Annotated in this window: 22 protein-coding genes; 17 read left to right on the forward strand and 5 right to left on the reverse strand. The window is 74.1% G+C overall.

Annotation, left to right across the window (positions count from 1 at the left end; translation table 11 throughout):
- Positions 1-8 precede the first annotated feature (8 nt).
- Positions 9-557 carry a Uma2 family endonuclease gene (locus ACIGZJ_RS32600; RefSeq protein WP_396460694.1) on the reverse strand — a complete coding sequence of 183 codons (549 nt, stop codon included), beginning with the start codon at positions 555-557 and terminating at the stop codon, positions 9-11.
- A gap of 179 nt (positions 558-736) precedes the next feature.
- Between ACIGZJ_RS32600 and ACIGZJ_RS32605 the strand changes: the two genes are divergently transcribed.
- The 5 genes from ACIGZJ_RS32605 to ACIGZJ_RS32625 all read left to right on the forward strand — a co-directional run bounded on the left by ACIGZJ_RS32605 (position 737) and on the right by ACIGZJ_RS32625 (position 6,044).
- The gene (locus ACIGZJ_RS32605) at positions 737-2,287 is read left to right on the forward strand and encodes an NAD(P)H-hydrate dehydratase (RefSeq protein WP_396460666.1); all 1,551 of its coding nucleotides are present in this window, start codon (positions 737-739) and stop codon (positions 2,285-2,287) included.
- Between the two features lie 141 nt (positions 2,288-2,428).
- Complete coding sequence (gene alr / locus ACIGZJ_RS32610) at positions 2,429-3,646, forward strand: alanine racemase (RefSeq protein ID WP_396460667.1); 1,218 nt, start codon at positions 2,429-2,431, stop codon at positions 3,644-3,646.
- Positions 3,643-5,040 carry an alpha/beta fold hydrolase gene (locus tag ACIGZJ_RS32615; protein WP_396460668.1) on the forward strand — a complete coding sequence of 466 codons (1,398 nt, stop codon included), beginning with the start codon at positions 3,643-3,645 and terminating at the stop codon, positions 5,038-5,040. Before alr ends, ACIGZJ_RS32615 begins: the two co-directional genes overlap by 4 nt.
- Positions 5,041-5,134: 94 nt before the next feature.
- Positions 5,135-5,638, forward strand: a complete 504-nt coding sequence (gene tsaE, locus ACIGZJ_RS32620; RefSeq protein ID WP_396460669.1) for a tRNA (adenosine(37)-N6)-threonylcarbamoyltransferase complex ATPase subunit type 1 TsaE — start codon at positions 5,135-5,137, stop codon at positions 5,636-5,638.
- Positions 5,639-5,783: 145 nt separating this feature from the next.
- On the forward strand, positions 5,784-6,044 hold the full coding sequence (locus tag ACIGZJ_RS32625) for a hypothetical protein (protein WP_396460670.1): 261 nt from the start codon (positions 5,784-5,786) through the stop codon (positions 6,042-6,044).
- A gap of 25 nt (positions 6,045-6,069) precedes the next feature.
- On the opposite strand, the gene ACIGZJ_RS32630 is transcribed toward ACIGZJ_RS32625, so the two are convergent.
- Positions 6,070-6,642: a hypothetical protein gene (locus ACIGZJ_RS32630; RefSeq protein WP_396460695.1), complete on the reverse strand. Its 573-nt coding sequence runs from the start codon at positions 6,640-6,642 to the stop codon at positions 6,070-6,072.
- A 174-nt stretch (positions 6,643-6,816) separates the two neighbouring features.
- Here ACIGZJ_RS32630 and tsaB point away from each other — a divergent pair, with 174 nt between their 5' ends.
- From tsaB to ACIGZJ_RS32655, 5 genes are all read left to right on the forward strand, one after another.
- Positions 6,817-7,473, forward strand: a complete 657-nt coding sequence (gene tsaB, locus ACIGZJ_RS32635; protein WP_396460671.1) for a tRNA (adenosine(37)-N6)-threonylcarbamoyltransferase complex dimerization subunit type 1 TsaB — start codon at positions 6,817-6,819, stop codon at positions 7,471-7,473.
- A 23-nt stretch (positions 7,474-7,496) separates the two neighbouring features.
- Positions 7,497-7,976 (forward strand): ribosomal protein S18-alanine N-acetyltransferase, encoded by a 480-nt coding sequence (gene rimI / locus ACIGZJ_RS32640; RefSeq protein ID WP_396460696.1) that lies wholly within the window; start codon positions 7,497-7,499, stop codon positions 7,974-7,976.
- Positions 7,969-9,072, forward strand: a complete 1,104-nt coding sequence (gene tsaD, locus ACIGZJ_RS32645) for a tRNA (adenosine(37)-N6)-threonylcarbamoyltransferase complex transferase subunit TsaD (RefSeq protein ID WP_396460672.1) — start codon at positions 7,969-7,971, stop codon at positions 9,070-9,072. The genes rimI and tsaD overlap by 8 nt, the downstream gene beginning before the upstream one ends.
- Positions 9,069-9,332, forward strand: coding sequence for a hypothetical protein (locus ACIGZJ_RS32650; protein ID WP_396460673.1), 264 nt, complete (start codon positions 9,069-9,071; stop codon positions 9,330-9,332). Before tsaD ends, ACIGZJ_RS32650 begins: the two co-directional genes overlap by 4 nt.
- 77 nt (positions 9,333-9,409) lie before the next feature.
- Positions 9,410-10,381 carry a polysaccharide deacetylase family protein gene (locus tag ACIGZJ_RS32655; RefSeq protein ID WP_396460674.1) on the forward strand — a complete coding sequence of 324 codons (972 nt, stop codon included), beginning with the start codon at positions 9,410-9,412 and terminating at the stop codon, positions 10,379-10,381.
- Positions 10,382-10,393: 12 nt separating this feature from the next.
- On the opposite strand, the gene ACIGZJ_RS32660 is transcribed toward ACIGZJ_RS32655, so the two are convergent.
- On the reverse strand, positions 10,394-11,569 hold the full coding sequence (locus tag ACIGZJ_RS32660) for a methyltransferase domain-containing protein (protein WP_396460675.1): 1,176 nt from the start codon (positions 11,567-11,569) through the stop codon (positions 10,394-10,396).
- Between the two features lie 298 nt (positions 11,570-11,867).
- Here ACIGZJ_RS32660 and groES point away from each other — a divergent pair, with 298 nt between their 5' ends.
- The 3 genes from groES to ACIGZJ_RS32675 all read left to right on the forward strand — a co-directional run bounded on the left by groES (position 11,868) and on the right by ACIGZJ_RS32675 (position 15,106).
- Positions 11,868-12,173, forward strand: a complete 306-nt coding sequence (groES, locus tag ACIGZJ_RS32665) for a co-chaperone GroES (RefSeq protein ID WP_014136232.1) — start codon at positions 11,868-11,870, stop codon at positions 12,171-12,173.
- Positions 12,174-12,307: 134 nt separating this feature from the next.
- Positions 12,308-13,936 (forward strand): chaperonin GroEL, encoded by a 1,629-nt coding sequence (gene groL, locus ACIGZJ_RS32670; protein WP_209414095.1) that lies wholly within the window; start codon positions 12,308-12,310, stop codon positions 13,934-13,936.
- Positions 13,937-14,077: 141 nt separating this feature from the next.
- Positions 14,078-15,106 (forward strand): LysR family transcriptional regulator, encoded by a 1,029-nt coding sequence (locus tag ACIGZJ_RS32675; protein ID WP_396460676.1) that lies wholly within the window; start codon positions 14,078-14,080, stop codon positions 15,104-15,106.
- Positions 15,107-15,184: 78 nt separating this feature from the next.
- Here the strand turns inward: ACIGZJ_RS32675 and ACIGZJ_RS32680 are convergent, their stop codons facing one another.
- Entirely contained in the window at positions 15,185-15,511 is a 327-nt protein-coding gene (locus ACIGZJ_RS32680; protein ID WP_387948329.1) for a WhiB family transcriptional regulator, read from the reverse strand.
- Between the two features lie 562 nt (positions 15,512-16,073).
- Between ACIGZJ_RS32680 and ACIGZJ_RS32685 the strand changes: the two genes are divergently transcribed.
- The 4 genes from ACIGZJ_RS32685 to ACIGZJ_RS32700 all read left to right on the forward strand — a co-directional run bounded on the left by ACIGZJ_RS32685 (position 16,074) and on the right by ACIGZJ_RS32700 (position 20,844).
- Complete coding sequence (locus ACIGZJ_RS32685; RefSeq protein WP_014136228.1) at positions 16,074-16,685, forward strand: response regulator transcription factor; 612 nt, start codon at positions 16,074-16,076, stop codon at positions 16,683-16,685.
- 476 nt (positions 16,686-17,161) lie between these two features.
- On the forward strand, positions 17,162-17,746 hold the full coding sequence (gene shbA, locus ACIGZJ_RS32690) for an RNA polymerase sigma factor ShbA (RefSeq protein ID WP_396460697.1): 585 nt from the start codon (positions 17,162-17,164) through the stop codon (positions 17,744-17,746).
- A 285-nt stretch (positions 17,747-18,031) separates the two neighbouring features.
- A complete protein-coding gene (gene guaB / locus ACIGZJ_RS32695) occupies positions 18,032-19,540 on the forward strand; it encodes an IMP dehydrogenase (RefSeq protein ID WP_392939890.1) in 1,509 nt (502 codons plus the stop codon).
- Between the two features lie 176 nt (positions 19,541-19,716).
- Positions 19,717-20,844 (forward strand): GuaB3 family IMP dehydrogenase-related protein, encoded by a 1,128-nt coding sequence (locus ACIGZJ_RS32700; protein ID WP_392939833.1) that lies wholly within the window; start codon positions 19,717-19,719, stop codon positions 20,842-20,844.
- 68 nt (positions 20,845-20,912) lie between these two features.
- Here ACIGZJ_RS32700 and ACIGZJ_RS32705 read toward each other — a convergent pair whose 3' ends face one another.
- Positions 20,913-21,500 (reverse strand): hypothetical protein, encoded by a 588-nt coding sequence (locus ACIGZJ_RS32705; RefSeq protein WP_396460677.1) that lies wholly within the window; start codon positions 21,498-21,500, stop codon positions 20,913-20,915.
- Between the last annotated feature and the right edge of the window lie 225 nt (positions 21,501-21,725).

Raw genomic sequence — 21,725 nt, forward strand, 5'->3', positions numbered from 1 at the left:
GCTGCGTCCTACCGCAGGGGCGCCGTGTCGAGCGTGAAGGAGAACGGGGCGGGGAGGTCGAGCGCCTTGCCGAAGTCGGTCTGGACGTGCGCCCGGTAGTCGCCGTTCTCGGGCTCGGTGAACAGGGTGACCGTGCCCGCACCGCGGTCGATCAGCAGGTAGCAGGGGATCCCCGCTGCTGCGTAGCCCCTGCGTTTGGGCTCGCGGTCCTTGTGCGGATTGGTCGAGGTGATCTCGAAGACGAGCAGAACACCCTCGGCCGGGGCCCAGGAGTCCGCGCTCTCGAAGTGGCCGACCGGGCTCAGGGTGCCGTCAGGGATGAACCGCCCCTTGGGAGTGATCAGCCCCTTGTTGCCGGAGAGGTCGAACTCGGCCTCGGCCTTGCGCATGAACTGTCGGTTCAGTAGCGAGAACGCCGTCTCGTGCTCTCCGTCCGGTGGCGGTGTCACGACGATTTCCCCTTCGATGAACTCGGCCTTGCTTCCCAGCGGGGTGTCCAGCTCCAGAAACGCCTGGAGGAGGCTGCCCTCGCCCAGCGGGTGCTCGACTGCCGGCATGGCGACCATGGCCCTTCTCCCTCCTGTGGGTCCGTGCCGACCCACACGGTAGGGGTACGGACCGACACCGGCGGGGGATCGAAGTGGGTGTCACTCGAAAGTGTGCCGCAGGCCCGGCTCCCGTGGGGCGGTGACGCGGGCTAGCGTCGGCGGTAGCCGACCGCTGAAGGAGTTCCCGCATGCGTCATGCACACCCTGTGGAAACCGTCCGGGCCGCGGAGGCCGCGCTGATGGCCGGGCTGCCCGAGGGCACCCTGATGCAGCGGGCCGCCGTCGGCCTCGCCGCCACCTGTGCCCGGCTGCTGACCCGGCGCCGGGGGCGGGTCCACGGCAGCCGGGTGGTGGTGCTGGCGGGCAGTGGGGACAACGGCGGCGACGCCCTGTACGCCGGTGCGGCCCTGGCCCGGCGCGGGGCCCGGGTGACGGCGGTGCTGCTCGCGCCGGAGCGGGCCCACGAGGGCGGCCTCGCGGCGCTGCGGGCGGCGCACGGCCGGGTGGTGGTAGAGCAGGAAGTCGGCCTGGCCGACTTCTCGTGCGCCGACCTGGTGCTGGACGGCATCGTCGGCATCGGCGGCCGGGGCGGACTGCGACCGCAGGCGGAGCCCTACGCGCGGGCGGCGCGGCGCGGGGTGGTGGTCGCGGTGGACCTGCCCAGCGGCGTGGACGCCGACACCGGAGAGGTGCCGGGCGCGGCGCTGCGCGCGGACGTCACGGTCTGCTTCGGCACCTACAAGCCCGGGCTGCTGATCGACCCGGGGGCCTCGTACGCGGGCGCCGTGCAGCTGGTCGGCATCGGGCTGGAACTGCCGGAGGCGGACCTGACGGCCCTCCAGCACGCGGACGTGGCGGCGCTGCTCCCGGTGCCGGGGGCGGAGAGCGACAAGTACCGGCGGGGCGTCGTCGGGGTGGCGGCCGGGTCGGCGACGTACCCGGGGGCGGCGCTGCTGGCGGTCGCGGGGGCGCTGCGCGGCGGAGCCGGGGCGGTGCGGTACGTGGGCACGGCGGCCGAGGAGGTGGTGCGGCGGTTCCCGGAGGCGCTGGTCACCGAGGGCGGACCGGCCGGCACCGGGCGGGTCCAGGCGTGGGTGGTCGGACCGGGCGGCGGGGAGGGCGCACGGCAGGCGCTGGCGGAGGCGCTGGCGAGTGACGTACCGGTGCTGGTGGACGCCGACGGGCTCACCGAGCTGGCCAGGCTCGGGCCCTCGGCGCTGGCCGGGCGGACGGCGCCCACCCTGCTCACCCCGCACACCGGCGAGGCGGCCCGGCTGCTGGCGGGCGCGGACGGCGGGTCGCCGCCGGCCGCCGACGGGCTGGCCGCGAGCCGGCTGGCCACCGCCCGCCGGCTCGCCGGCGCCTACCGGGCGACGGTGCTGCTGAAGGGGTCGACCACCGTGATCGCCGATCCCGGCGGGGCGGTCAGGGTCAACCCCACCGGCACCTCCTGGCTGGCCACGGCGGGCAGCGGTGACGTCCTCGCGGGCCTGGCCGGCTCCCTGCTGGCCGCCGGCCTCCCCGCGCTGGACGCCGCCTCCGTCGCCGCTTACCTGCACGGCCTGGCCGGCCGTACGGCCGCCGCCCCGCCCGGCGGGCCGCACGCCGCGCCCCTCCCGGCGGAGACGGGCGGCGCCCCGGTGACGGCCATGGAGGTGGCCGCCGCCCTGCCGGCGGTCTGGCGGGACGTCCGCGCGGCGGCGGCGGGCGGCGGGGAACGGGCCGACCGGTCGGTATAGCCGCAGGTGGAACCGGTGGCGCTCCGCAGGCGTCGGGATGGGGTACCGGGCGGTTCAAGGCGCGCGGGGCGCAAGGGGTGGGGGCGCCGCGCCGACAGGCCCTTCGGCGAGGACCCTGGGACGTCTGGGAGACTGACCCTGATGACAACTGCGAAGACCACCGGCTCGGCCACCCTCACCGACGGCGTAAGGGCCGAGGCGACCATTGATCTGGCCGCCCTGCGCGGCAACCTCGCCGCGCTGCGTGAGCGGGTCGGACCGGCGGCCGTGATGGCCACGGTCAAGGCGGACGCCTACGGCCACGGCGCGCTCCGGTGTGCCCGCGAGGCGGTCGCCGCAGGGATCGGCTGGCTGGGCACCGCGCTCCCGCAGGAGGCGCTGGCGCTGCGCGCCGCCGGCATCGGCCCCGAGCGGGCCCGCATCCTCTGCTGGCTCTGGACCCCGGGCGGCCCCTGGCGGGAGGCGCTGCGCGCGGACGTCGACGTCTCCGTCAGCGGCCGCTGGGCGCTCGACGAACTGCTGGCCGCCGTCCGCGCGACCGGCATCCCCGCCCGGGTGCACCTGAAGGCCGACACCGGCCTCGGCCGCAACGGCTGCCAGCCGCACGACTGGCCCGAGCTGGTCGCCGCCGTCCGCCAGGCCGAGGCCGAGGGCCTGCTCAGGGTGGTCGGCGTCTGGTCGCACTTCGCCGCGGCGGACGAGCCCGGCCACCCCTCGATCCAGGCCCAGCTGGACTCCTACCGCGAGGCGCTCGCCCACGCGGAGGCGGCCGGGCTGCGCCCGGACGTCCGTCACCTGGCGAACTCCCCGGCGACGCTGCTGCTCCCGGAGTCGCACTTCGACATGGTCCGCTCCGGCCTGGCGATGTACGGCCTGTCGCCCGTCCCCGAGGTCGGCGGCCCGGCGGACTTCGGGCTGCGCCCGGTGATGTCCCTGACGGCCCGCCTGGCGCTGGTCAAGCACGTCCCGGGCGGCCACGGCGTCAGCTACGGCCACCACTACACCACCCCGGGCCCGACCACCCTCGGCCTCGTCCCGGTCGGCTACGCGGACGGCGTCCCCCGGCACGCCAGCGGCACCGGGCCGGTGCAGATCGCGGGCAAGTGGCGCACGGTGGCCGGCCGGGTGGCGATGGACCAGTTCGTGGTGGACCTCGGCGGCGACACCCCGGACGTCGGCGACGAGGTGCTGCTGTTCGGCAGCGGCGAGCAGGGCGAGCCCACCGCCGAGGACTGGGGCCGCGCCTGCGGCACCATCTCCTACGAGATCGTCACCAGGATCGGCGCCCGGGTGCCGCGGACCTACGTCGGCGGCATCGCCGACGTCCCGGCCGGCGCCGCCGAAGGCCCGGCGGCATGAGCGAGGACGCCGGCTCCGGCCCGGTGGCGGCCGTGGCCAAGGCGGCCGGTGCGGCGTCCGGGGTGAGCCGGGCGGGCCTGATCGGGATCTCGGTCGGCGTGGTCGCGGCCGGCGCCGCCGCGGGTGTGGCGATCGAACGGCTGACCGTCGGCCGGGCGATGCGCCGCCGGGCCCGCGCCGAGCTGGACGCCGAGGCCCCCTACGGCTCGCTGCGCGGACGCCCGCGGCTCGTCCCCGCCCCGGACGGCACCGAGCTCTACGTCGAACTGGACGGCGCCGGCTGGCCGGGGCCTGCTGCCCCCGGCGCCCCCGCGGCGCCGCTGCCCGACGGCTCCGGGCGGCGCGGCTGGTTCGCCCGCCGCGCCGAGGAGGCAGGCCCGGACGGCGAGGGCCCGGTGGACCGGGCCGGACTGCCCGGGCTGCTGGCAGGCTCCGGCGCGCTGGCCCGGGCCGTGAGCCGCCAGGGCTTCGGCGCGGACGCCCCCGCCGGCCGGGAGCCGCTGACCGTCGTCTTCTGCCACGGCTACTGCCTCAACCAGGACAGCTGGCACTTCCAGCGCGCCGCGCTGCGCGAGAGCGTGCGGCTGGTCTTCTGGGACCAGCGCAGCCACGGCCGCTCCGAGCGCTCCCGCTCCTACCTGGCCGGCGAACCCGCGAGCATCGACCAGCTCGGTGGGGACCTCAAGGCCGTACTCGACGCCGTCGTGCCGACCGGGCCGATCGTGCTGGTCGGCCACTCGATGGGCGGCATGACCGTGATGGCGCTGGCCGACCAGCACCCGGAGCTGTTCCGGGAGCGGGTCGCCGGGGTCGCGCTGATCGGCACCCTGGCGGGGGACTGGGACGCCGTCACCCTCGGCCTGCCCGCCGTGGGCGCCAAGCTCCTCAAGCGGGCCGCGCCGGGCGTGATGAAGCTGCTCGGCCGCCAGGTCGAGCTGGTGGAGGCGACCCGGCGGTTCGGGGCGGACTTCGCCGCGGTCTTCTACCGGAAGTTCTCCTTCGGCGGCCGGGACGTCGACCCGGGCGTCGTCCGGTTCGCCGAGCAGCTGCTGGACGCCACCCCGATCGACGTGGTCGCCGAGTTCTACCCGGTCTTCGGCGCGCACGAGAAGACGGCGGCGCTGGCCACCCTGAGCGGCATCCCCACCCTGGTCCTGGCCGGGACGAAGGACCTGCTCACCCCGCCCGGCCACAGCGCGGCGATCGCCGAACGGCTGCCCGGTGCCGAGCTGGAGCTGGTCGAGGACGCCGGCCACCTGGTGATGCTGGAGCGCCCCGAACTGGTCGACCGGCGGCTGGCCGCACTGCTGCGCCGCGCCGCCGCCTTCCGGGGCGCGGCCCCGCCGCCGACCGCGGTGTCCGATCCCGCCGAGCCCTCCGAGCCGCAGGACTGAGAGCCCGGGGCCGGTCCGCCGCGCGGATGTGGCACCGTAGCGGAGGGCGGCCGGAGGTCGGCACGCCGTACGGACCGAAGGGCATGACACGCGCATGGGCTCGCACGCCACTCTCACCGTCCCCACCCCCGAGCGGATGGGCCGGCTCGGCCGGGAGCTGGCCGCGCTGCTGCGGCCGGGGGACCTGGTGCTGCTCTCCGGTGAGCTGGGGGCCGGGAAGACCACGCTGACCCGGGGGCTCGGAGCGGGCCTCCAGGTGCGCGGCGCGGTCACCTCGCCGACCTTCGTGATCGCCCGGGTGCACCCGTCTCTGGTCGGCGGACCGTCGCTGGTGCACGTGGACGCGTACCGGCTGGGCGGGGACCTCGACGAGATGGAGGACCTCGACCTGGACGTCTCGCTGCCGGAGTCGGTGGTGGTGGTCGAGTGGGGCGAGGGCAAGGTCGAGCGGCTCTCCGAGGACCGGCTGGAGGTGCGGATCGAGCGCGCCCTCGGCGACACGGCCGACGGGGCGGACGGCGACCTGGACCCGCGCCGGGTGCTGCTGACCGGCGTCGGCCCGCGCTGGGAGGGCGTGGAGCTCACCGAGCTGGGCTGAGCGGGAGGGCCCGGACACGGCCCGGCGCGCCGCCGCTGCCCGAAAGGGTCGCTTCCCGACAGGCTGTCGGCAAAGTGTTGCGGGCGGGGCGCCGGGCGTGATGGGATGGGTGCTGCGGTTAGGTCTGCCTAACTAGGGAGGCGCCATGTCGAGCACCACCCCCGTTCCGGAGCGCGCACCGCGCGGAGCCGGAGCCGGAGAGCCCGCCCACAGCGCTCACGCCCAGGCGTCCCCCGGGAGCCAGGCGGCGCCGGGAGCGCCGATGCGGGCCCTGCTGGCCGCGTGCGCGGCCGCGGAGGCGGTGTCCACCCCGCCGGAACGCCCCGAGCGCCCGGAACGCCCCGAGCGCCGCACGGCCGCGGACCGCACCGGGACGGCCGAGGCCACCACCCCCCGCGCGGCCTGAAGACGGCCCTGGGCCCTGTCCGGCCCTAGGCGATCACGACCACCTTGGTGCCGTTCGGCGCGAAGTCCCAGAGCAGCTGCCCGTCCTGGCGGCTGCTGCGGATGCCGCCGGTCTTGCCCTTCGGGTCGGCGGTCGCGGTGGCGCCGTCCACGGCCGCGCTGAAGCCGAACACCACGCCGTTCTGCTGGGTGAACCGCACCACGTGCTCGATCTGGCGGCCGTCGGTACCCGTGGTGGCGGGGGTGCGGCTGTAGACGGGGTAGCTGCCCGGGGTCGGCTCCACGGTGCCCGGGGTGACCGTGAAGGCGGCCACCACCTGCGGGGTCTTCTTCGGGTCGACCAGCCAGACGCTGTGGCTGCCGACCGAGTAGACGACCCGCAGCCCGGCGCCCGAGCTCGCTGGCAGCGCGGGGACGGTCGGCGTGGCCGGGGCGGAGGGCGTGGCCGAGGCCGTCGGGCCGCTCGACGAGGAGGACGCGCTCGGACTGGGGTGCGGACCGCCCGCGCGCTCCTGCGCGCCGTTGGCCTGGAAGGCCAGCAGGCTGACCACCGCCAGCGCCCCCAGGGTCAGCCCGGTGACCACCACTCCCGGACCCATCTTCGCCACGTGCCGCTCCCACCGCCGTCCCAAAACCCGTCGGCCCCATCGTGCCAGGTCCACCCGCCCGGACCCGCACCCCGTAGGACGTGTGTTCCGGATCCGGACACCCGGTCGACCGGGTGGACCGGCTCCGACGGCGGCCTCCCGCCCCGACCGGTCTAACCTTGACCCGTGCTGCTGCTCGCGTTCGACACCGCTACCCCCGCCGTCACCGCCGCCGTCCACGACGGCACGGCCGTCCTCGCCGAGACCGACCAGGTCGACGCCAGGCGCCACGGCGAACTGCTCCTCCCCGCCATCGACCGGGTGCTGCGGGAGGCCGGCGTCGACAAGCACCGGCTCACCGGCATCGCCGTGGGCGTCGGCCCGGGCCCGTACACCGGCCTGCGGGTCGGCCTGGTCACCGCCGCGGCCCTCGGCCACGCGCTCGGCCTGCCCGTGCACGGCGTCTGCACCCTGGACGCGATCGCCCACCGGGCCCGCGCCGAGGGCCTGGCCGGCGTGCCGTTCACGGTGGCCACCGACGCCCGCCGCAAGGAGGTCTACTGGGCCTCCTACGACGCCGACGGCCGCCGTACCGAGGGCCCCGCCGTGGACCGCCCGGCCGAGCTGTCGCCGCAGCCGCGGGCGGTCGGCGCCGGTGCGCTGCTCTACCCGGAGGCCTTCCCCGGCGCGCACGGCCCCGAGCACGTCTCGGCCGGCGCGCTCGCCGACTTCGCCGCCGCCGAGCTGGCCGCCGGCCGCGAGCTGCTCCCCACCGTGCCGCTCTACCTGCGCCGCCCGGACGCCCAGGTGCCGGCCGGCTACAAGGCGGTGCTCCCGGCGTGAGCAGCGGCACCACCCTGCGCCCGATGCGCTGGTGGGACATCGCCCCGGTGATGGAGCTGGAGCTGCGGCTCTTCCCCGAGGACGCCTGGTCGACCGGGATGTACTGGTCCGAACTGGCCGAGGCCCACCCCGGCGGCACCCGCCACTACACCGTCGCCACCGACGCCGACGGCGCGATCGTCGGCTACGCCGGACTGATGGCGGTGGCCGGCGAGGGCGATGTGCAGACCATCGCCGTCGACGGGCGCCACCAGGGCGCCGGCCTCGGCGCGGCGCTGCTCACCGACCTCATCCGGGAGGCCGCCCGGCGCGACTGCGCCGAGCTGCTGCTGGAGGTGCGGGTGGACAACCCGCGCGCCCAGCGGCTGTACGAGCGCTTCGGCTTCGAGGCGGTCGGCATCCGGCGCGGCTACTACCAGCCCGCCAACGTCGACGCGCTGGTGATGCGCCTCGACCACCCCTGCACCGAACCGAAGGACCTGAAGGAAGACCGCCATGGCTGACGAACCGCTCGTCCTCGGTATCGAGACCTCCTGCGACGAGACCGGCGTCGGCATCGTGCGCGGCACCACGCTGCTCGCCGACGCGGTCGCCTCCAGCGTCAACGACCACGCCCGCTTCGGCGGCGTCGTCCCCGAGATCGCCAGCCGCGCGCACCTGGAGGCGATGGTCCCGACCATCCAGCGCGCCCTGGACACCGCCGGGGTCAAGGCCTCGGACCTCGACGGCATCGCCGTCACCGCGGGCCCGGGCCTGGCCGGCGCGCTGCTGGTCGGCGTCAGCGCCGCCAAGGCGTACGCCTGGGCGCTGGACAAGCCGCTGTACGGGGTCAACCACCTCGCCTCGCACATCTGCGTGGACCAGCTGGAGCACGGCCGGCTGCCCTCGCCGACGATGGCGCTGCTGGTCTCCGGCGGGCACTCCTCGCTGCTGCTGAGCGAGGACATCACCACCGACGTCCGCCCGCTCGGCGCGACCATCGACGACGCGGCCGGCGAGGCCTTCGACAAGGTGGCCCGGGTGCTCGGCCTCGGCTTCCCCGGCGGCCCGGTGGTCGACCGCACCGCCCGCGAGGGCGACCGCAAGGCGATCGCCTTCCCGCGCGGCCTGAGCGGCCCGAAGGACCCGGCGTACGACTTCTCCTTCTCCGGTCTGAAGACCGCCGTCGCCCGCTGGGTGGAGGCCAGGCGGCGGGCCGGCGAGGAGGTGCCGATCGCGGACGTCGCGGCCTCGTTCCAGGAGGCGGTCACCGACGTGCTGACCCGCAAGGCCGTCAAGGCGTGCAAGGAGAACGGCGTCGACCACCTGATGATCGGCGGCGGGGTGGCGGCCAACTCCCGGCTGCGCGAGATGGCCCAGCAGCGCTGCGACAAGGCGGGCATCCGGCTGCGGGTGCCGCGTCCGGGCCTGTGCACCGACAACGGCGCGATGGTCGCCGCACTCGGCTCCGAGATGGTCTGGCGGGACCGCGCGCCGTCCTCCTTCGACCTGTCGGCCGACTCCTCGCTGCCCGTCACCGACGTGCACGTGCCCGCGGCGGCCGCGCACGGCGACGTCCACGGCCAGGCGTACCTGGCGCTGGGCGGGGACGTGCGGTGACCACCACCGCCGCGATGTGGGAGGCCCGGGCCGCGGAGGGGCGCGGCGCCGCGCTGGCGGCCTGGGTCCGCGAGGCGGCGCTGCCCGCGCTGCGCGGCTCGGCCGGCCTGGTCCGCACCGAGCTGTTCGACGCGCCCGGCGACCGGGTGCTGCTGATCACCTGGTGGACGGGTGCGCCCGTCCCCGTGCCCGAGCCGCCCGCCGAGCTGCTCGGCCGCCCGGTGCACCGCTGGTCCTTCACCCGTACGCACGCGGAGTAGACCGGCTCCGACCCGCCTCCGACCCGCCTTCGGCGCTCCGGCGGGGCCGGCGGGGAACCGAACAGCCGACCGTTACCGTGCAAGCTGATAAGAAGCTGAACGGGACCGGGGAGCGCAGCGCGGTGAAGAAGTACGGGCGGGGCAGGACGAGGACGTACGCGGTGGGGGCGCTGGTCCTGCTGGCGGCCGCCACGGGGTGCGGCGGCGGCGACACCGGCAGTGCGGCGGCCGCCCTGGGCGGCTCCCAGGGCGCCGCGAAGCCGTCGACCGGCGGCGCGGCCCAGACGCCGGCGGCCACCGCGCCCCCGGCCGCCTCGTCCCCTGCCGTGCCGCCCGCCGCCGGGGACGCGGCCGCCTGGGCCAAGTGGGGCCTCAAGCCGCTGCCGCCCGCCCCCGCGGCCCCCGCCGACAAGCCGGTCAAGCTCCAGCGGACCGGCCCGGTACCGGTGTTCAGCGAGGTGAGGACGAACGACAAGGTCGTCTTCATCACCATCGACGACGGCGCCGAGAAGGACCCGAAGTTCGTCGAGATGCTGACCGAGCTCAAGGTGCCGGTCTCGATGTTCCTGACCCGGGACATCGTCAAGGACGACTACGGCTACTTCAAGCCGCTCCAGGCGCTCGGCAACCACATCCACAACCACACCGTGGACCACGCGCAGATGAGCAAGGTCGCGCCGGAGAAGCAGAAGTCCGAGATCTGCGACGCCCAGTCCGCGCTCACCCAGCAGTACGGCACCGCGCCGCTGCTGTTCCGCCCGCCGTACGGGGACGGCGCCAACACCCCGGCGCTCAACACCTCGGTGCAGCAGTGCGGGCCGCGGGCGATCGTGCTGTGGCGCGAGTCGATGCAGATCCACGACATGCAGTACCAGGCGGCGGACAAGAAGCTGAAGCCCGGCGACATCGTCCTCGCGCACTTCCGCGGCCCGAAGGACCTCAAGGGCGAGAGCATGACGCAGATGTTCGGGGAGATGCTGGCCCGGATCCAGGAGCAGGGCTTCGCGGTGGCGCGGCTGGAGGACTACATCCAGCCACCCGCGCCCTGAGCCGGGCCGGCCCTACGGCTTCGCGACGGGCTGACCGAGCATCATCAGCGGCCCGTGGTCGGTGCGGCTGAGGATCACCGTGACGGAGTTCGGGCCGCTCGGCTTCAGCTGGCGGCGCAGCTCCTCCGGGGTGATCGCCATTCCGCGCTTCTTGATCACCACCGTGCCGACGGCCCGCTCGCGCAGCAGCGCCTTCAGCTTCTTGATGTGGAACGGCAGCACGTCGGTCAGCTCGTACGCGTGCGCGTACGGGGTGGCGACCAGCCGGTCCGAGGTGACGTAGGCGATCTTCGGGTCGATCAGCCGGCCGCCCACCTGCCCGGCCACCTCGGCGACCAGGTGGGCCCGGATCACCGCGCCGTCCGGCTCGTACAGGTAGCGCCCGACCGGTCCGGCGGGCGGATCGGGCAGGTCGCCGCCGACCAGCGAGTCGCCGTGCGGCAGCAGGGTGGCCCGGTGCGGGCGCGCGGCCCCGGTGCCGAACCAGAGCACCGCCTCCTTGACGTCGCCGTGGTCGGAGACCCACTCGGCCTCGGCGTCCGCCGGGACGGCCTCGTGCGGGATGCCCGGGGCGACCTTCAGCGCGCCGATCGGGGTGCGCCGGCCGGCCTCGACCGCCCAGGAAAGCGGCGGGGTGTACGCCTCCGGGTCGAACACCCGGCCGCGCGCCGTCCGGCGGGCCGGGTCGGTGAAGACCGCGTCGAAACCGGTGACGTCGACGTCGGCGACGTCCGCGCAGCGCACCTCGACCAGGTCGGCCAGGCCCAGCGCCGCCGCGTTGGCAGCGGTGGCGGCGCAGGCGGCCGGATCCCGGTCGACGGCGAGCACCTCGATCCCGGCCCGGGCCAGCGCCAGCACGTCCCCGCCGATCCCGCAGCAGAGATCGGCCAGCCGCCGGACGCCGAGCTCGGCGAACCGCCGCGCCCGCCACTCGGCGACGCTGCGCCGGGTGGACTGCTCGACCCCGTTGGGCGTGAAGTACATCAGGTCGGCGTCCGCGCCGAACTTCGCCCGCGCCCGCTGCCGCAGCCTGGCCTGCCCGAACGCGGCGGACACCAGCTCCGCCGGGTGCTCCCGCCGCAGCCGGGTGGCCAGCGCCAGCTCCTCCTCGGGCGTGAACTCGCGCAGCTCGGCGAGCAGGTCTCGGCCCTCGGGCGTCAGCAGGGGCTGCAGGTTCTCGGTCTCCACCCGGCCATTCTCGCCGGTCACCCGCCGGGCGGGCCCGCGGGCGGCGGTCCGCCGGGGGCGCCGGGACCGAACGCGCGTACGGCCGGTCGCCCCGCAGGTGCCCCGTGATCCGAATCCGGAGGGCGCGCCGTTGGCACTCTGGTTGACTGAGTGCTAACACCGGCCTATGGTCGTCCTTGGCACTCCCCCCATGGAGAGTGCTAACGCGACAACGTGTGTCTGACCCCCGCGACGGCAGACTCGCAGGTTCGCCCCTACCCGTTAGAAAACCCCGTAATCTCCGAAGGGGAGCTCGGACGTGACCACCAGCAGCAAGGTTGCCATCAAGCCGCTCGAGGACCGCATTGTGGTCCAGCCGCTCGACGCCGAGACCACCACGGCCTCCGGCCTGGTTATCCCGGACACCGCCAAGGAGAAGCCCCAGGAGGGCGTCGTCCTGGCCGTCGGCCCGGGCCGCTTCGAGGACGGCCAGCGTCTGCCGCTCGACGTCGCCGTGGGCGACATCGTCCTGTACTCGAAGTACGGCGGCACCGAGGTGAAGTACCAGGGCGAGGAGTACCTCGTCCTCTCGGCGCGTGACGTTCTCGCCATCATCGAGAAGTAAACGCAGCATCGAGAAGTAAGACGTTCCAGCCCGCCCCGGATCCGTGTCCCTAGTGACAGGGGCCCGGGGCGTGGTTGTTGGCTCACGTAGTTCGCGGCCGCCGCGATGGCCGCACCCCCGAGGGAATAGGGAACATGGCGAAGATCCTGCAGTTCGACGAGGACGCCCGCCGCTCGCTGGAGCGCGGCGTGAACAAGCTGGCCGACACCGTCAAGGTGACGATCGGTCCCAAGGGCCGCAACGTCGTCATCGACAAGAAGTTCGGCGCCCCGACCATCACCAACGACGGTGTCACCATCGCGCGTGAGGTCGAGCTCGACGACCCGTACGAGAACCTTGGCGCGCAGCTCGTCAAGGAGGTCGCCACCAAGACCAACGACGTCGCGGGCGACGGCACCACCACCGCCACCGTGCTGGCCCAGGCCCTGGTCAACGAGGGTCTGCGCAACGTCGCCGCCGGTGCCGGCCCGGCCGCCCTGAAGAAGGGCATCGACAAGGCCGTCGCCGCCGTCTCCGAGCACCTGCTGTCCATCGCCCGCGAGATCGAGGGCAAGGACGACGTCGCCGCCGTCGCGTCCCTCTCCGCGCAGGACACCCAGGTCGGCGAGCTCATCGCCGAGGCGATCGACAAGGTCGGCAAGGACGGTGTCATCACCGTCGAGGAGTCCAACACCTTCGGCGTGGAGCTGGACTTCACCGAGGGCATGCAGTTCGACAAGGGCTACCTCTCGCCGTACTTCGTCACCGACGCGGAGCGTCAGGAGGCGGTTCTCGAGGACCCGTACATCCTGATCAACCAGGGCAAGATCTCCTCCATCCAGGAGCTCCTGCCGCTGCTGGAGAAGATCCTCCAGGGCGGTGCCTCCAAGCCGCTGCTGATCATCGCCGAGGACGTCGACGGCGAGGCGCTGTCCACCCTCGTGGTGAACAAGATCCGCGGCACCTTCAACGCGGTCGCCGTCAAGGCCCCGGGCTTCGGCGACCGCCGCAAGGCGATCCTGGGCGACCTGGCCACCCTGACCGGTGCCACCGTCATCTCCGAGGAGGTCGGCCTCAAGCTCGACCAGGCCGGTCTGGACGTGCTGGGCACCGCCCGCCGCGTGACCATCACCAAGGACGAGACCACGGTCGTCGACGGTGCCGGTGACGCCGAGGCCGTTGCCGGTCGCGTCGCCCAGATCAAGGGCGAGATCGCCAACACGGACTCCGACTGGGACCGCGAGAAGCTGCAGGAGCGCCTGGCCAAGCTGGCCGGCGGCGTCTGCGTCATCAAGGTCGGCGCCGCCACCGAGGTGGAGCTGAAGGAGCGCAAGCACCGCCTGGAGGACGCCATCTCGGCGACCCGTGCCGCGGTCGAGGAGGGCATCGTCGCCGGCGGTGGCGCCTCCCTCGTCCACGCCGCCAAGGTGCTGGAGGGCGGCCTGGGCCTGTCGGGCGACGAGGCGACCGGTGTCGCGGTCGTCCGCAAGGCGCTCGCCGAGCCGCTGCGCTGGATCGCCCAGAACGCGGGCCTCGAGGGCTACGTCATCACCCACAAGGTCGCCGAGCTGGAGGCCGGTCACGGCTTCAACGCGGCCACCGGTGAGTACGGCGACCTGCTGAAGGCCGGCGTCATCGACCCGGTCAAGGTCACCCGCTCCGCGCTGGAGAACGCCGCGTCGATCGCCTCCCTGCTGCTCACCACCGAGACCCTCGTGGTGGAGAAGAAGGAAGAGGAGGCCGACAACGGCCACTCGCACGGCGGCCACGGCCACTCCCACTGACGTCTGATCAGTGACCGGCGGCCCGGCAGCTCCCCTCGGGGTGCGGCCGGGCCGCCGGCGTTTTGCCGCGCGGGCGCGTTGTCCCGCATTCAACCATCAGTATAATTTTGCTTATGGCAAAGATTGCCTTATAACTGAGGCATGATCGAGGCCCGCCACCTGCGCGTCCTGCGTGCTGTCGCCCGCACCGGCTCCTTCTCCGCCGCCGCGCGTGAGCTGGGCTGCACCCAGCCTGCCATCAGTCAGCAGATGAAGGCCCTGGAGAAGTCCGTGGACACCCCGCTGGTGGTCCGCTCCGGCCGCGGCATGCAGCTGAGCGAGGCCGGGCGGGTGCTGCTCAAGCATGCCACCGGGATCCTGGCCGGGCTCTCCGCGGCCGAGGAGGAGGTGGCGGCGATCGCCGGCCTGCGGGCCGGACGGGTGCGGCTGGTCTCCTTCCCGACCGCGAGTTCCACCCTGGTGCCGCCCGCCGTCGCCCGGCTGCGGGACAGCCATCCGGGGGTGCGCGTGTCGCTGGTCGAGGCGGAGCCGCCGGAGTCGCTGGCGATGCTGCGCGGCGGCGAGTGCGAGGTGGCGCTGGCGTTCCGCTACCCGCACACGCCCGGCGGCACCCCGGCGCCGGCGCCCGCCCACGGCACCCCGCGCGAGGCGAGGGCCGAGGCGAACCTGGAGGCGCAGCAGCTCAGCGCCGTCACCGACTGGTCGGACCTGGTGGTCACCCCGCTGCTGGACGACCCGCTGATCGGGCTGCTGCCGGCCGCGCACCCGCTGGCGGGGCGCGGCGCGGCAGGTGGCGGGCCGGCCGCCGCGGCGGAGCCGGTGGAGCTGGCCGAGCTGGCGGGGGAGCAGTGGATCGCCGGCTGCCCGCAGTGCCGGGGCCACCTGGTGGAGCTGTGCGCGGGAGCGGGCTTCGAGCCGCGGATCGACTTCGCGACGGACGACTACCCGGCGGTGGTCGGCCTGGTGGCGGCCGGGCTCGGGGTGGCGGTGCTGCCGGGGCTGGCGCTGGAGTCGGTACGCCCTGACGGCGTGTCGGCGGTGCCGGTGCGGACCGCCTCGGGGGCGCCCGCGGTGCGGCAGGTGGTCGCCCTGACCCTGCCGGACCTCGCCGAGGTGCCGGCCGTGGCCCTAATGCTGGAGCGGCTGGCGGGGGCGGCCGCCGGGCGCTGAGCCGCGGTCACCCCGGCCCGGAGGCGCCCTGGGGCGCCGCGAAGAAACGTTTCTTCACGACGCGGGACGGGTCCGCGTTCAGCGCGGGATGCCGGACGGCATGGCCAGCGGCACCTCGACCAGGCGGTTGCGCGAGCGTCCCATCATCTCCTCGCGCTCGTCCTCGGTGAGCCCTCCCCAGACGCCGTACGGCTCCCGGACCGCCAGCGCGTGCGCGGCGCACTCGGTGCGCACCGGGCAGCGCATGCAGACCTCCTTGGCGCTCGCCTCGCGCGAACTGCGCGCGGCCCCGCGCTCGCCCTCGGGGTGGAAGAAGAGCGAGCTGTCCACGCCGCGGCAGGCTGCGGACAGCTGCCAGTCCCAGAGATCCGCGTTGGGCCCGGGGAGGCGGGAGAAATCTGCCATGGCTCATTCCCTTCAGAGGCTCGTCGGCCGGCACCGGCCGCAGCGGCGGGCTGGACTGTGCGGCACGGCGAGGCTTCGATGCGCTGGTGTGGACACCTGGAAATATGACTTAAGGCAACTCCATGGACAAGTCACCCACAGAGTGGCACAACAGTCAATGACCATACAAAAGCTATAAAAACGGGCAAAGTGGGCATGGCCCTCGGCAGGCGCAGACGTGGCAATCGGGTGGCCTCCGGGCGTGCGGCGCCCCGTACCGGTGTGCGGGTCGCGCGCCCACCGCGCGCGAGCTGCACAAAAGTGCGGCGTGTGCCCCGCGATGCGGCTGATCGGTAACGGGTTGGCCACGTACAGTGGTGGAGATGGCCCTGAAGGCCGTAACTCATTCGAGTGACGGTCGTTGGAAGTGCGGAGGCGGTTAGCGGGCGCCGGACGTCGGGAACGATCGCGGGGAAGTACCGGCGATCAGTACGGGGGTCTGTCGCCAATCGGCCGTGTCGGAGAGATTCGTACCAGCCAGGAGGCTCAACGTGACGCGGATCAGCTGCGGAGGACGACGGTCATGACTTCCGTTCTCGTTTGCGACGATTCCCCGCTCGCCCGCGAGGCGCTTCGCCGCGCGGTCGCGACCGTACCCGGCGTCGACCGGGTCACCACCGCGACGAACGGGGAGGAGGTCCTCCGCCGCTGGGTGGCCGACCGCTCCGATCTCGTTCTGATGGACGTCCGGATGCCCGGCCTCGGCGGGGTCGAGACGGTCCGGCGGCTGCTGTCCGCCGACCCGGGCGCGCGGATCATCATGCTCACCGTCGCGGAGGACCTCGACGGTGTCGCCCTCGCGGTGGCCGCCGGGGCCCGCGGGTACCTGCACAAGGACGCCTCGCGCGCCGAGCTGCGGGCCACCGTCACTCAGGCGCTGGCCGACCCGACCTGGCGGCTCGCCCCGCGCCGGCTGCGCAGCCCCGACATGGGCGCCGCACCGACCCTGACGGCGCGTGAGATCCAGGTCCTGGAGGGCATGAGCCACGGCCGGAGCAACGCCGAGATCGGCCGCGAGCTGTTCCTCTCCGAGGACACCGTGAAGACCCACGCCCGGCGGCTGTTCAAGAAGCTCGGCGCCTCGGACCGTGCGCACGCGGTGGCCCTGGGGTTCCGCTGGGGCCTGGTCCGCTGAACCCCGGCGGCCCGGCCGGAATCGGCGGGCCGCTCGCGATTCCCCGTGCCGAGGCGTGTGACGTTACGGTCCCGAGGTTGCACCATGGAGGAGTGGAGCACCTCGGGGACCAGCGGACAGGCACTGCGGCGAACCACACGGCCGCAGCTCACTCGGCGGACGGCGCAACGGACGAGGCCACCGACGGCGGCGGGGCGGGAGGCACGGTGCAGGAGGGGCCGGTGGTGCGCGGTGCCGTGGTGCGCGGCGCCGCACCGCATAACGTTCCGGTGCACAACTCCGGACGCGGTGCCGCGTTTTCCCGTTCGACCAGGCACCATGGACCGATGCGTGACGACGTTGCCGGTGCTACCGGCGAGGCGGACCCGGTGGAGGCCGAGCCCTCCGGCCAGGGCCTCGATCCGTCGTACGCGGATTCCGGCGACGACGGGTCCGTCGAGGGTGTGACCGGGGGGAGCGGGATCGTCCGGCCCCCGGTGCTCGGCGCAGGCGGCTCGCCGCTGGTCGGCGAACTGGTCGCGGCGGCCGTCCGCGGCGAGGGCCCGGCGATCGACGCGCTGCTCGCCTACGTCCACCCGCTGGCGCTGCGCTACTGCCGCGGCCGGCTGGTCCGGCTGCCGGGCGGCGCCCGGCACCACGTGGACGACGTGGCCCAGGAGGTCTGTGTGGCGGTGCTCTGCGCGCTGCCCCGCTACCGGGACCAGGGCCGGCCGTTCGAGGCCTTCGTCTACGGCATCGCCGCGCACAAGATCGCCGATCTGCAGCGGGCCGCGATGCGCGGGCCGGGCTCGACGGTGATCGCGCAGGACGACCTGCCGGAGGTGCCGGACGAGGCGCTCGGCCCGGAGGAGCGGGCGCTGCTCAGCAGCGACGCGGCCTGGGCCAAGGAGCTGCTCTCCAACCTGCCGGCCCGTCAGCGCGAACTCGTGCTGCTCCGGGTGGCCGCCGGGCTGTCGGCCGAGGAGACCGGGGAGGTGCTCGGGATGTCGCCCGGTGCCGTCCGGGTGGCCCAGCACCGCGCGCTCAGCCGCCTGCGGGCGCTCGCGGAGGAGTCCTCCTAGACGCCGCCCGGGGCGGGTCGTCCCGGCACGCACCGTGGCGGAATGGCCCACGGCCGGCTGTTGTTGTCAAGGGCACACGAGCACCCATTCGCGGTGCCAGTACCATGGGGTATCGGCGCCTGGGCGGGTCGCCAAAGTTTCGTGGGTGCGAACGGGGTTCCCCTGGAGGTTCCTCCAATGGCACCGAGCGTTTCGGCGGCCTGAGCGAGTGAGCGATGACAGCGCCCCCACCCTCAGGGCGCGAGCGGAATAGGCCGGCCACGGAAGGTACCCCCCGAAATGCCCATGAACAACGGCGTCAACGCCGCAGGCGTACCCGAGAAGTTCGCGATGCTCGGACTCACGTACGACGACGTCCTGCTGCTGCCCGGGGCCTCCGAGGTGCTGCCGAACCAGGTCGACACCTCCTCCCGGGTCTCCCGGAACGTGCGGGTGAACATCCCGCTGCTGTCCGCGGCGATGGACAAGGTCACCGAGGCGCGGATGGCGATCGCGATGGCCCGCCAGGGCGGCGTCGGCGTGCTGCACCGCAACCTCTCCGTCGAGGACCAGGCCAACCAGGTCGACCTGGTCAAGCGCTCCGAGTCCGGCATGGTCACCGACCCGATCACGGTCGGCCCGGAGACCACCCTGGCCGAGGCCGACGCGCTCTGTGCCAAGTTCCGGATCAGCGGTGTGCCGATCGCGGACGAGGCGGGCAAGCTGCTCGGCATCGTCACCAACCGCGACATGGCCTTCGAGTCGGACCGCCGCCGCCAGGTCCGCGAGATCATGACCCCGATGCCGCTGATCACCGGCAAGGTCGGCATCTCCGGCGAGGACGCCATGGCGCTGCTGCGCCGCCACAAGATCGAGAAGCTTCCGCTGGTCGACGACGAGGGCCGGATCAAGGGCCTGATCACCGTCAAGGACTTCGTCAAGGCCGAGAAGTACCCGAACGCCGCCAAGGACGCCGAGGGCCGGCTGCTGGTCGGTGCCGCCGTGGGCGCCAGCGCCGAGGCGTTCGACCGGGCCCAGGCCCTGGTCGAGGCGGGCGTCGACTTCCTGGTCGTGGACACCTCGCACGGCCACAGCCACAACGCGCTGGCCTGGATCGCCAAGATCAAGGCGGCCGTCGGCGTCGACGTGGTCGGCGGCAACGTCGCCACCCGGGACGGCGCCCAGGCGCTGATCGACGCCGGCGTGGACGGCGTCAAGGTCGGCGTCGGCCCCGGCTCCATCTGCACCACCCGCGTGGTCGCCGGCATCGGCGTCCCGCAGGTCACCGCGATCTACGAGGCCGCGCTCGCCTGCCAGGCGGCCGGCGTGCCGGTGATCGGCGACGGCGGCCTGCAGTACTCCGGCGACATCGGCAAGGCGCTCGCCGCCGGCGCCGACACCGTGATGCTGGGCTCGCTGCTGGCCGGCTGCGAGGAGTCCCCGGGCGAGCTGCTGTTCATCAACGGCAAGCAGTTCAAGTCCTACCGCGGCATGGGCTCGCTGGGCGCGATGCAGACGCGCGGCCAGGCGAAGTCCTTCTCCAAGGACCGGTACTTCCAGGGCGAGGTCACCTCGGACGAGAAGCTGATCGCCGAGGGCATCGAGGGCCAGGTCCCCTACCGCGGTCCGCTCTCCGCGGTGCTGTACCAGCTGGTCGGCGGCCTGCGGCAGACCATGGGCTACGTCGGCGCGGCCACCGTGGCCGAGATGGAGAGCAAGGGCCGCTTCGTCCGGATCACCTCCGCGGGCCTCAAGGAGAGCCACCCGCACGACATCCAGATGACCGTCGAGGCGCCGAACTACACCACCCGCTGACCCGGCGCGTACCGAGGGGCCCGCAGCCGCGGGCCCCTCTGGCGTGTCCGGGACCGGGCCGTCGCGGCGCGGCCCGCCCCGGAGGCGAGCGCGCGAGTCACAGCGGGTGCGGGATACTGGGGGCGGCCGGGGTGACCCGGCGGGCATGGGCAACAAACCAGAAGGGCTCGAACGAAGTGACTGAGATCGAGATCGGGCGAGGCAAGCGCGGCCGCCGGGCATACGCATTCGACGACATCGCCGTCGTCCCCAGCCGGCGTACGCGTGACCCGAAGGAGGTCTCGATCGCCTGGCAGATCGACGCCTACCGCTTCGAGCTGCCGTTCCTGGCCGCCCCGATGGACAGCGTGGTCTCCCCGCAGCAGGCCATCGCCATCGGCCGCCTCGGCGGACTGGGCGTGCTCAACCTCGAAGGCCTCTGGACCCGCTACGAGGACCCGCAGCCGCTGTTCGACGAGATCGCCACGATCAGCGACCAGGCCGCCGCCACCCGCCGCCTCCAGGAGATCTACGCCGAGCCGATCAAGGCCGAGCTGATCAAGCAGCGGATCCAGGAGGTCCGCGACTCCGGCGTGGTCACCGCCGCCGCGCTCTCCCCGCAGCGCACCGCCGAGTTCTCCAAGGCCGTCGTGGACGCCGGCGTCGACGTCTTCGTCATCCGCGGCACCACCGTCTCCGCCGAGCACGTCTCCGGTGCGGCCGAGCCGCTCAACCTCAAGCAGTTCATCTACGAGCTGGACGTCCCGGTGATCGTCGGCGGCTGCGCCACCTACACCGCCGCGCTGCACCTGATGCGCACCGGTGCGGCCGGCGTCCTGGTCGGCTTCGGCGGCGGCGCCGCCCACACCACCCGCGGCGTGCTCGGCATCCAGGTGCCGATGGCCACCGCCGTCGCCGACGTCGCCGCGGCCCGCCGCGACTACATGGACGAGTCCGGCGGCCGCTACGTGCACGTGATCGCGGACGGCGGGGTCGGCTACAGCGGCGACATCCCCAAGGCCGTCGCCTGCGGTGCCGACGCGGTGATGATCGGTGCCGCCCTGGCCCGTGCCACCGACGCGCCCGGCAAGGGCTTCCACTGGGGCATGGAGGCCGTCCACGAGGAGCTGCCGCGCGGCAAGCGGGTGGACCTCGGCACCGTCGGCAGCACCGAGGAGATCCTCACCGGTCCCTCGCACACCCCCGACGGCACCATGAACCTGTTCGGCGCGCTGCGCCGGGCGATGGCCACCACCGGCTACACGGAGCTCAAGGAGTTCCAGCGCGTCGAGGTGACGGTCAACCCGGGCCTCAGCCACCGCTGAGCCGACCGATAGCGACCAGGGCCCCGCCGGACGTGTTCCGGCGGGGCTCCGGCGTTTCCGGGCACGTCTTAGTCCGTGGCGGCCGTGCGGCGGGTGAGCAGGAAGCCGCCGATCAGGGCGATGCCGTAGAAGGCGAGGTCCACCGGGTGCCGGTCCGCGCGCCAGATCCGCAGGGCGTCGCCGAGCAGGTCCCCGTACGGGGTGCCGCCCAGCCGGTGCAGCCGCAGCGTCTGTCCGAGCAGCTGGCCGAGCAGCAGCCCGACGACCGACAGCAGCGCGCCCAGCGGCGGCAGGGCCCGGTTCTGGCCGCCGATCCGGCCGAGCGGCCAGGCGACGGCGGCGGCCAGGGCGATCGCCAGCCAGCCGATGCTGCTCGCCGCCCGGGACAGGGCGGCGCCGTACGCCAGGGCGCCGATCAGCATCGCGGTGAGGGAGAGCGCCACGGCCAGGCCGGTCCGGCGGCGGGGGCGGCGCCGCCGGCGCCCGGCCGGCGGCTCGGCGGGGTCGGGCGCGGGGTCGTAACCGGCCACCGGTGCGCCGGGCATACCGGGGGCGACATAGCCCTCCGGGGCGTCCGGTTCGGGTGCCACCGAGTAGTGCTGGGCCATGCGCGGCCGGACCGACTGGCCGTCAGTGCCCGGTTCGGGTGCGGTCATGGGTGTCGAATCCCCCCGGAAAGACTGTGAGCGGCCGAACGTTAGCAGCGCGCGGGGTGGGGCCGACAGAGTTTTCGATCACAGATCGGGCACGGAGCGCCGAGCCCGGCCGGGTTCCCGTGCAGGGTGGCCGGGGGGCGGGTGGCCGCGGGCCCTCGGGACAGGGGATGATGGAGGCTTGGCATTCCGGTCCGGCGTCGGGCCGATACGCCGTCACGTCGACAG

Source organism: Kitasatospora sp. NPDC052868, assembly GCF_044547105.1.
Classification (GTDB): domain Bacteria; phylum Actinomycetota; class Actinomycetes; order Streptomycetales; family Streptomycetaceae; genus Kitasatospora.

Coding starts and splice junctions, on each gene's coding strand:
- ACIGZJ_RS32675 (WP_396460676.1), top strand. CDS start 14,078: ATGATCGAGGCCCGCCACCTGCGCGTCCTGCGTGCTGTCGCCCGCACC.
- alr (WP_396460667.1), top strand. CDS start 2,429: ATGACAACTGCGAAGACCACCGGCTCGGCCACCCTCACCGACGGCGTA.
- ACIGZJ_RS32630 (WP_396460695.1), bottom strand. CDS start 6,642: ATGGGTCCGGGAGTGGTGGTCACCGGGCTGACCCTGGGGGCGCTGGCG.
- ACIGZJ_RS32600 (WP_396460694.1), bottom strand. CDS start 557: ATGCCGGCAGTCGAGCACCCGCTGGGCGAGGGCAGCCTCCTCCAGGCG.
- ACIGZJ_RS32615 (WP_396460668.1), top strand. CDS start 3,643: ATGAGCGAGGACGCCGGCTCCGGCCCGGTGGCGGCCGTGGCCAAGGCG.
- ACIGZJ_RS32705 (WP_396460677.1), bottom strand. CDS start 21,500: ATGACCGCACCCGAACCGGGCACTGACGGCCAGTCGGTCCGGCCGCGC.
- ACIGZJ_RS32625 (WP_396460670.1), top strand. CDS start 5,784: ATGTCGAGCACCACCCCCGTTCCGGAGCGCGCACCGCGCGGAGCCGGA.
- groL (WP_209414095.1), top strand. CDS start 12,308: ATGGCGAAGATCCTGCAGTTCGACGAGGACGCCCGCCGCTCGCTGGAG.
- ACIGZJ_RS32605 (WP_396460666.1), top strand. CDS start 737: ATGCGTCATGCACACCCTGTGGAAACCGTCCGGGCCGCGGAGGCCGCG.
- guaB (WP_392939890.1), top strand. CDS start 18,032: ATGAACAACGGCGTCAACGCCGCAGGCGTACCCGAGAAGTTCGCGATG.
- tsaE (WP_396460669.1), top strand. CDS start 5,135: ATGGGCTCGCACGCCACTCTCACCGTCCCCACCCCCGAGCGGATGGGC.
- tsaD (WP_396460672.1), top strand. CDS start 7,969: ATGGCTGACGAACCGCTCGTCCTCGGTATCGAGACCTCCTGCGACGAG.
- ACIGZJ_RS32680 (WP_387948329.1), bottom strand. CDS start 15,511: ATGGCAGATTTCTCCCGCCTCCCCGGGCCCAACGCGGATCTCTGGGAC.
- rimI (WP_396460696.1), top strand. CDS start 7,497: ATGCGCTGGTGGGACATCGCCCCGGTGATGGAGCTGGAGCTGCGGCTC.
- ACIGZJ_RS32685 (WP_014136228.1), top strand. CDS start 16,074: ATGACTTCCGTTCTCGTTTGCGACGATTCCCCGCTCGCCCGCGAGGCG.